The following is a 7471-nucleotide window of genomic DNA, read 5'->3' as shown; positions in this document are numbered from 1 at the left end:
AGGGAGCGGCGACGGCAGGCCCTGGGCGAAGGCGTCATAGGCGCCACGACCTCTTGGGTGAGCACGCCCATGGACACAGGGTCGGAGATGAGGTGGTGCACCACCACCAGGAGCACATGGCGTTCCGGATCCACGCGCAGCAACACCCCGCGAGCCAGCGGGCCGCGGGACAGGTCGAATGGTGTCTCCAGCTCCTGCTGGATGCGCTGGCGCACGGCGGCTTCACGCGCCGCATCTGGGACGTCTTCCAGTCCTTCCACCGTGAACGGCGGGCGTGCCTGGGGTTCGACGAACTGCACCGGTGTGCCGGAGACCTCGCCGAAGTGCGTGCGCAGTGACTCGTGGCGCCGCGCCACTTCCTGGAAGCTCCGTTCCAGCACGGCTACGTCCAGCCGGCCAGACAGCTCCAGGACCAGCGGCAGGTGGTGGGCAGGCAGTCCGGGTGAGCGCTGTTCCAGGGACCATATCCGCTGCTGAGAAAACGTCAGCGGCAGCGCGGGCCGGGGCTTCTTCTCCAACCGCTTCGCGAGCAGCGCGAGCTTTCCTCGCGCGTGAGCGTGGGCTTCTTGTCCGTCTCATTTCCCATGGCTCAGCTCTCCGCCTCGGTCGCGTCCAACAGCGCGTCCAGTTCCTCGTCCGACAGTTGATCCAATGCGGCCGGGTCCAGCGACTTCGACGCCGGTGCGATGGCGTCATCCGCGAGCCGCTTCATCGAGCCCGCCATCCGGGACACCACTTCCGCCATGCCCGCGAGCGTGGGCGATTCGAAGACCGCCGTCAGCGGCAGCTCCACGCCCAACGCTTCACGCACGCGCGCCACAATCCGCGCGGCCATCCCGGCGTGTCCGCCCAGAGCGAAGAAGTCGTCCCGGGCGCCAATGCGCGGCCGGCCGAGCAGCTCCGTCCAGATCCCCGCCAGCGCCAGTTCCTCCGGCGTCGCAGGGGCGACGTACTCCGCGGCGTGGCCAGCGGGGGCCACCCGCGCCATGGCCATGGCCTGAAGCCGCTCGGCGTCCCCCGGCACCGTCACGCCGGCGAGCCGCTCCACGCCAGAGGCCAGGGCCTCCAGCAGGATGCGCCAGTGCTCCAGCAACTCGGCAACCACGTCCGAGCCATGCAGCTCAGGAGCGTAGGCCAGGCTCAAGCGCAGCCTGTCACCGGGAACCACATAGGCAATGAGCGGGTGGTTGCCCTGCTCATGGCTCTCCACGTCCACCACCTCCAGCCCCGGCACGCCCTGTCCCAGCGAGGTGTCGAGCGGATAGTTCTCGAAGATGAGCAGGCTCTCGAAAAGCGGCAGGCCCCGAGGCATGTCGCTCCAGCCCTTCACCTGGACCAGCGGACTGTGCTCGTACTTCCGCATCTCCAGCTGCCGTGCCTGGAGCTTCTGCAGCCAGGGCACCACCAGTGCGTTGGAAGACAGGCCCACCCGGATGGGCAGCGAGTTGATGAACAGGCCCACCATGGACTCGGCGTCCGGCAGGTCCACGGGACGCCCGGAGACGGTGGCTCCGAAGACGACGTCCTCTTGGCCCGCATAGCGCCCGAGGAGCAGCGCCCACGCGCCCTGCGTCAGCGTGTTGAGCGTCACCGCGTTGCGCCGTGCGAAGGCCTGAAGCGCGGCCGTGGCTTCTTCCGAGAGCCACAGAATCTCCTCACCCGTGACGGCGGCTTCCATCCCGGGCGCGGCGGCCCGAGCGCCAGGCAGCGGCGTTGGCGTGGTGAAGCCCGCGAGCTCCTCGCGCCAGAACGCCTCGGCACGGGACAGGTCCTGCCGCTGCAACCAGGCCATGTAGTCGCGCCAGGCCGCGGGACGAGGCAAGGCAACGTCGCGCCCCTGCGTCAGCGCCGCGTAGCAGGCAAAGACCTCCTTCAACATCACGCCCACGCCCCACCCGTCCATCACCAGATGGTGGTGGCTCCAGAGGAAGCGGTACTCCTGCTCGGCCAGGCGGACCACCTCCATCCGGGCCAGAGGCGCGGGCGCCAGGTTGAAGCCACGGGCACGGTCCTCACGGACCAGCGCCTCAAGCCGGGCGCGCTGCTCCTCGGCGGGAACACCACGCAGGTCGTGCTCCGTCCAGGGCAGGTCCGCCTTGGCATGGACCACCTGGAGCGGCTCCGGCAGTCCCTCGTGGATGAAGGACGTTCGCAGAACGGCGTTGCGAGCGATGACCACCGCCCACGCCCGTCGCAGCGCGGCGACATCCACCTTCCCACGTGACGTCCACGCCAACTGCTCGTGGAAGACCCCCGAGCCTTGGGGCGCGAGCGCGACATGGAACAGCATGCCCTGCTGAAGCGACGTGAGCGGGTACAGGTCCTCCAGGTTCGGGAATTGCCGCAGTAAGCGGTCCAGGGACGAGGACGAGAGGCGCGCGAGCGGGAAGTCCCCAGGCGAACGGCGCGCCGCGTCCGGCGTACTCCGGCCATCCATCAGCTCACGCAGCGATGACAGGAAGCCGTCAGCCAAGACTTCGATGGTCGCCCGCTGGTGGACGCGCGTGCTGTAGGCCCAGGCCACCTTCAGCCGGCCCTCGCTCACCACGGCATTCACCTCGAGACGGTGCGGCCGGCGGCCTCCCGCGCCATGCCACGCGCCGCTCGGCTCCTCCGTGAGGGCGAAGCGCTCCGCCCCCCGAGCCGCCGCGTCGAGCTGCCCCAGGTAGTTGAACCCCACCTCCGCGCGCGACGAGGCGCGCAGCGTCTGGGCCGTGTCTTCGCGCAGGTAGCGCAGCAATCCATAGCCCATGCCATTCACCGGCAACCGCCGCCGTGCATCCCGCAGCGTCCTGAGCGCGTCTCCTGGACTGCCCGCCTCCGGCAACTCCACTTCCAGCGGGAAGGTGCTGGTGAACCACCCCACGGTGCGAGACAGGTCCACGTCACCGAAGAGGGCCTCGCGCCCATGGCCCTCCAGCTCCAGCCGCACATTGCGGCTGCCCGTCCAGCGGGACACCGCGCGTGCCACCGCCGTGAGCAGCACCTCGTCGACGCGCGCCCGGTACGCCAGGGGCACCTCGCCCACCAGCGCCTTCGTTTCATCCATGTCCAGCGTCACCGTCACCAGCGCTTCCGAGCCCGCGGTGTCGTCGCCGCCTGACAGGTCCACCGGGAGCGAGGGGACGTCACGCGAGGCCTTCCAGAGCGGCAGCTCGCGCGCCACCTCGTCCGTCCGAGCATGCGCTACCAGCCGCTCCGCCCACGCCTTGAAGGACGTCGTCTTCGGCGGCAGCGACACCGGAGCCCCCCGCTCCAGCTGCGAGTATGCCGTCTCCAGGTCCTCCAGCAGCGGACGGAGCGACACACCATCCACCGCCAGGTGGTGCACCACCAGCAGCAGCCGGGACGAACGGCCCGCACCCCGCTCGAACAAGGCAGCGCGCAGCAGCAGTCCCTCGCCCAGGTCCAGGCTCTGGTGAACCTCCGCGCCCACGGATTCCAACGCGGCGCCCTGCTCCGCCTCCGGCACGGAAGACAGGTCCACGCGCCTCACGGGCACTCGCTCGGGCACGCCCGCGACGGACTGGCGCCAGTCTTCCGGTGCCCGCGTGAAGCGCAGCCGGAGCGCATCGTGGTGCGACACCAGCGTCCGCAACGCCTCCTCCAACAGCGCGGCATCCACCGGGCGGCGCACCTCCAGCACCGCGGCCAGGTTGTAGTGGTGCGGCTGAGGCAACGCCCACTCGTCGAAGAAGATGCGCTGCATGGGTGTCAGCGGCACGGGCCCCTCCACCAGCCCCTGCTCCGCCGTGCCTGCCTTCGCCGTCCCCGCGGCGGCCGCCAGCTCCACGAGCGTCTGCCGCTCGAAGAGCATGGCCGGCTCCAGCTCCAGCCCCAGGGCCTTGGCTCGGGAGACGATCTGGATGCCCAGGATGGAGTCGCCGCCCAGCTCGAAGAAGTTGTCGTGCAGGCCCACGCGCTCCACGCCCAGCACCTGCGCCCAGAGCGCGGCCAACGCCTTCTCCGCCTCGGTGCGCGGCTCGGTGTACACCTTTGCGTTGCCTCCGCGCGCTGCGTCTGGAGCCGGCAACGCCGCCCGGTCCACCTTCCCGCTGGGTGACAGCGGAAGCGCGTCCAGCGCGACGAAGGCAGCGGGCACCAGATGGTCGGGCAACCGTTCCTTCATGAACGAGCGCAGCGCCGACGCGTCCAGTTCGGCGGCTTGCACGACGTACCCCACCAGCCTCCGCGCTCCCGGCGTGTCCTCGCGCACGAGGGCCACCACGTCACGCACGTCGGGGTACTGGCGCAGCACCGCCTCCACTTCACCCAGTTCGATGCGGAAGCCGCGCAGCTTCACCTGGAAGTCGGTGCGGCCCAGGTACTCCAGGCGCCCGTCCGCGAGGAAGCGGACCCGGTCGCCCGTGCGGTACAGCCGCGTCCCCGCCTCTCCCGAGAATGCATCCGGGACGAAGCGCTCCGCCGTCAACTCCGGTCGCCCCAGGTACCCCCGCGCCACGCCCGGTCCGCCCAGGTACAGCTCGCCCGGCACGCCCGGAGGTACGGGCTGCCCCCACCCATCCAGCACGTACGCGCACATGTTCGCGATGGGCCGGCCGATGTCCGGGCGCTCCACGTCCAGCTCGGTGGAGAGCGTCGCGCAGACAGACGCCTCCGTGGGCCCATATCCGTTGAGCAGTCGCCGCCCCGGCTTCCAGCGCCGCGCCAACTCCGGCGAGCAGGCTTCTCCGGCGGAGATGACCGTCTCCAGCAAGGGAAGGCCCTCCGGCTCCAACTGCGACAGGGACGAAGGCGTGAGCGTCACCGTGGTGATGCCCCGCGACGCCAACAGCCCGCGCAGCTGCTCTCCCGGCAGCAGTGACTCGCGCGGCGCCAGGTGCAGCTCCGCCCCAGCCACCAGCGTGGACAACACCTCCAGGACGGACGCATCGAACCCGAGCGCCGCCGCCTGGAGCACGCGCCGCCCAGGCCGCACGTCATGCGCCCGGATGATGGTGCCCAGGGTGTTGCAGAGGCCCTGATGCGGTACCAACACGCCCTTCGGAGTGCCCGTGGAGCCGGACGTGTAGATGACGTATGCCAGATGCTCCGGCAACGTACCCACGCGAGGTGGCTCCGACGGATTGCGCGCGATGTGGCGTCCGTCGCCGTCCACCGCGACGAGCAGCTCACCGCCCGCGGGGAGCACGTCCGCGATGTCATCCACCGTCACCACCACGGACAGCCCGGCGTCCCGCATCATGTGCGTCAACCGAACCGTGGGGTACGCGGGGTCCAAGGGGACGAACGCGCCGCCGGCCTTCAACACGCCCAGGAGCCCCACCACCAGCTCCACGGAGCGCTCCGCGCACAGCCCCACGCGGACCTCGGGCCCCACGCCCAGCGTACGCAGATGGTGCGCGAGCTGGTTGGCCTGTTCATCCAGCTGCGCATACGTGAGTTGCTGGCCCTCAGCCACTACCGCCACCGCGTCCGGCGTTCGAGCAGCCTGCGCCTCGAACAAGCCATGCAGGGTCGCGTCCGCCGCGAAGGGTTCGCGGGTGTCGTTCCACTCCACCAGCATCCGCTGGCGTTCCGCGTCGGACAGCAGCGGCAACTCCGACACGCGCTGCGACGGATTCGCGGCGATGCCCTGGAGCAGCCGGACGAAGCGCGCCCACAGCAACTCCACCGTGGACAGGTCGAACAGGTCCGCCGGGTATTCCAAGGCGCCCGTGAGGCCCTGCGGCGTCTCACGCAGCTCCAACGACAAGTCCACCTTGGTGGCACCGATGTCCAGCTCCACCATCTTCACGCCCAGCCCTGGCGTGTGGACCTCGACGGGCGGCGTGTTGTGGAACGTGAGCATCGCCTGGACCAGCGGCATGCGGCTCGGGTCTCTCGGCACGCGCAGCTCATCCACCAGCCGCTCGAACGGAATCTCCTGGTGGGCGTACGCCCCTATCGACGCCGCCTTCACCCGGCGCAGCAGCTCCACGAAGGTGGGGGCTCCCGACAGGTCGCCTCGGATGGCGAGCGTGTTCAGGAAGCAGCCGATGAGCCCTTCCAGCTCCGGACGGTTGCGGCCCGCCGCGGACGTTCCGACGATGATGTCGTCCTGCCCGGAGTACCGGTGCAGCAGCGTCTGGAACGCCGCCGTCAGCACCATGAAGGGCGTGGCGCCCTCGCGACGGCCCACGGCCCACACCGCGTCCATCACCGGCTTGTCCACGGAGACCTGGAGACGGCCGCCCCGGCCCGTCCAGCGCGCGGGACGCGGACGGTCCGTTGGCAACTCCAACACCTTCGCGCCCGCGAGCTGATTCTTCCAGTACGCGAGCTGGGCCTCCATGCCCGGCCCCTCCAGCCAGCCGCGCTGCCACACTGCGTAGTCCGCGTACTGAATCGGGAGCTCCGGCAGCGGTGACGGCCGGCCCGCCGCGAGCGCTTCGTAGCCCGCCACCAGCTCGCGGAAGAGCACGCCCCCAGACCATCCGTCCGAGGCGATGTGGTGCAGCGTGAGGTGCAGCACGGACACGGACTCGCTGATACGAATCAGCACGGCTCGCATCACCGGCCCGTGCATCAAGTCAAAGGGCTTGCGCGCCTCGGTCAGGGCCTGCTTCAGCGCGTCCGACTCCCGCGCCTCCAACGTGCCGCCTCGGGCCTCCAGCCGATCCAGCACCAGGGGCATGGCGTCGGCAATCACCTGGTACGCACCGCCGTCTTCGAGCGCGAAGGTGGTGCGCAGGACTTCATGCCGGCGGACCAGCGCGTTCAGCGCGGCCTCCAAGAGTTCTTCGTCCACCGCGCCATCGAGACGCAGGGTGACGGTGTTGTTGTACGCGATGCCCGCCGGGTCCAACTGGTGGAGGTACCAGATGCGCTGCTGGGGGAAGGACAGCGGTAGCGGCTTGTCCCGACCTACGCGCACCACGGGCGTGGCCATCGCGGAGGAAACCTCCGGTCCCACCGTCTGCTGCGCAGGGGCCTGGGTGCCCGCGGTGCCGCGAGCTGGCTGCGAGATAGAACGTCGCGCCTTTGTCGCACGCGCGGGGGCCACGCACTCCACTTCGCCGGCGTCGCGGAAACGGGCACGCTGGCCCGTCACGAAGAAGTGCTCATCCGAGCCCGGAACGGAGATGAAGCGCGCCCGCGTGGCCTCCGGGTCATTCCAGAAGCCCAGCGGAACCGTCGCGCCGCCCAGGGCCAGCTCCCCCACCACGCCCACGGGCACCGGGGCGCCGGACGCATCCCGCACGTACACGGGCGCCGAAGCGGGAGACGGCCACGCCGCGCCCACCAAAGAAGACTCCACCGCCACCCGCTGCGCCGAGGTGACGACGTCCTGCGGCTCGCCCCCAAGCACCCAGAGACGAACGCTCCCTAGCGCCGCCTCGGCGCCAGGAAGCTCCGCCAGGGCACGCGCCTGCGACGGCGCGCAGCGCAGCGTCGTGACGCCCTCGTCTCGCACCAGCGACAGCAGTGCGCCGAATCCAGCATCGCCTTCGGCCAGCACCGCGTCCGC

At 70.4% G+C, this 7471-nt stretch carries 1 protein-coding gene and 1 pseudogene (1 of these 2 running past the window's edge); both read right to left on the bottom strand.

Going from position 1 to position 7471, the window contains the following annotated elements:
• Positions 1–107 precede the first annotated feature (107 nt).
• A pseudogene (locus OZ403_RS18840) lies at positions 108–518 on the bottom strand (condensation domain-containing protein); the annotation flags it as partial.
• A gap of 71 nt (positions 519–589) precedes the next feature.
• Positions 590–7471: the 3' portion of a non-ribosomal peptide synthetase/type I polyketide synthase gene (locus OZ403_RS18835; RefSeq protein WP_268784761.1), read on the bottom strand. It continues 6264 nt past the right edge of the window; only the last 6882 of its 13146 coding nucleotides appear in the window; its start codon lies off the right edge, out of view — the gene reads right to left on this strand; its stop codon occupies positions 590–592.

This window comes from Myxococcus sp. NMCA1 (genome assembly GCF_026810205.1).
In the GTDB taxonomy this organism is placed as follows: domain Bacteria; phylum Myxococcota; class Myxococcia; order Myxococcales; family Myxococcaceae; genus Myxococcus; species Myxococcus xanthus_A.
The sequence above is the reverse complement of the archived record's forward strand: the minus strand, read 5'-3'. Positions and strand labels throughout refer to the sequence as shown.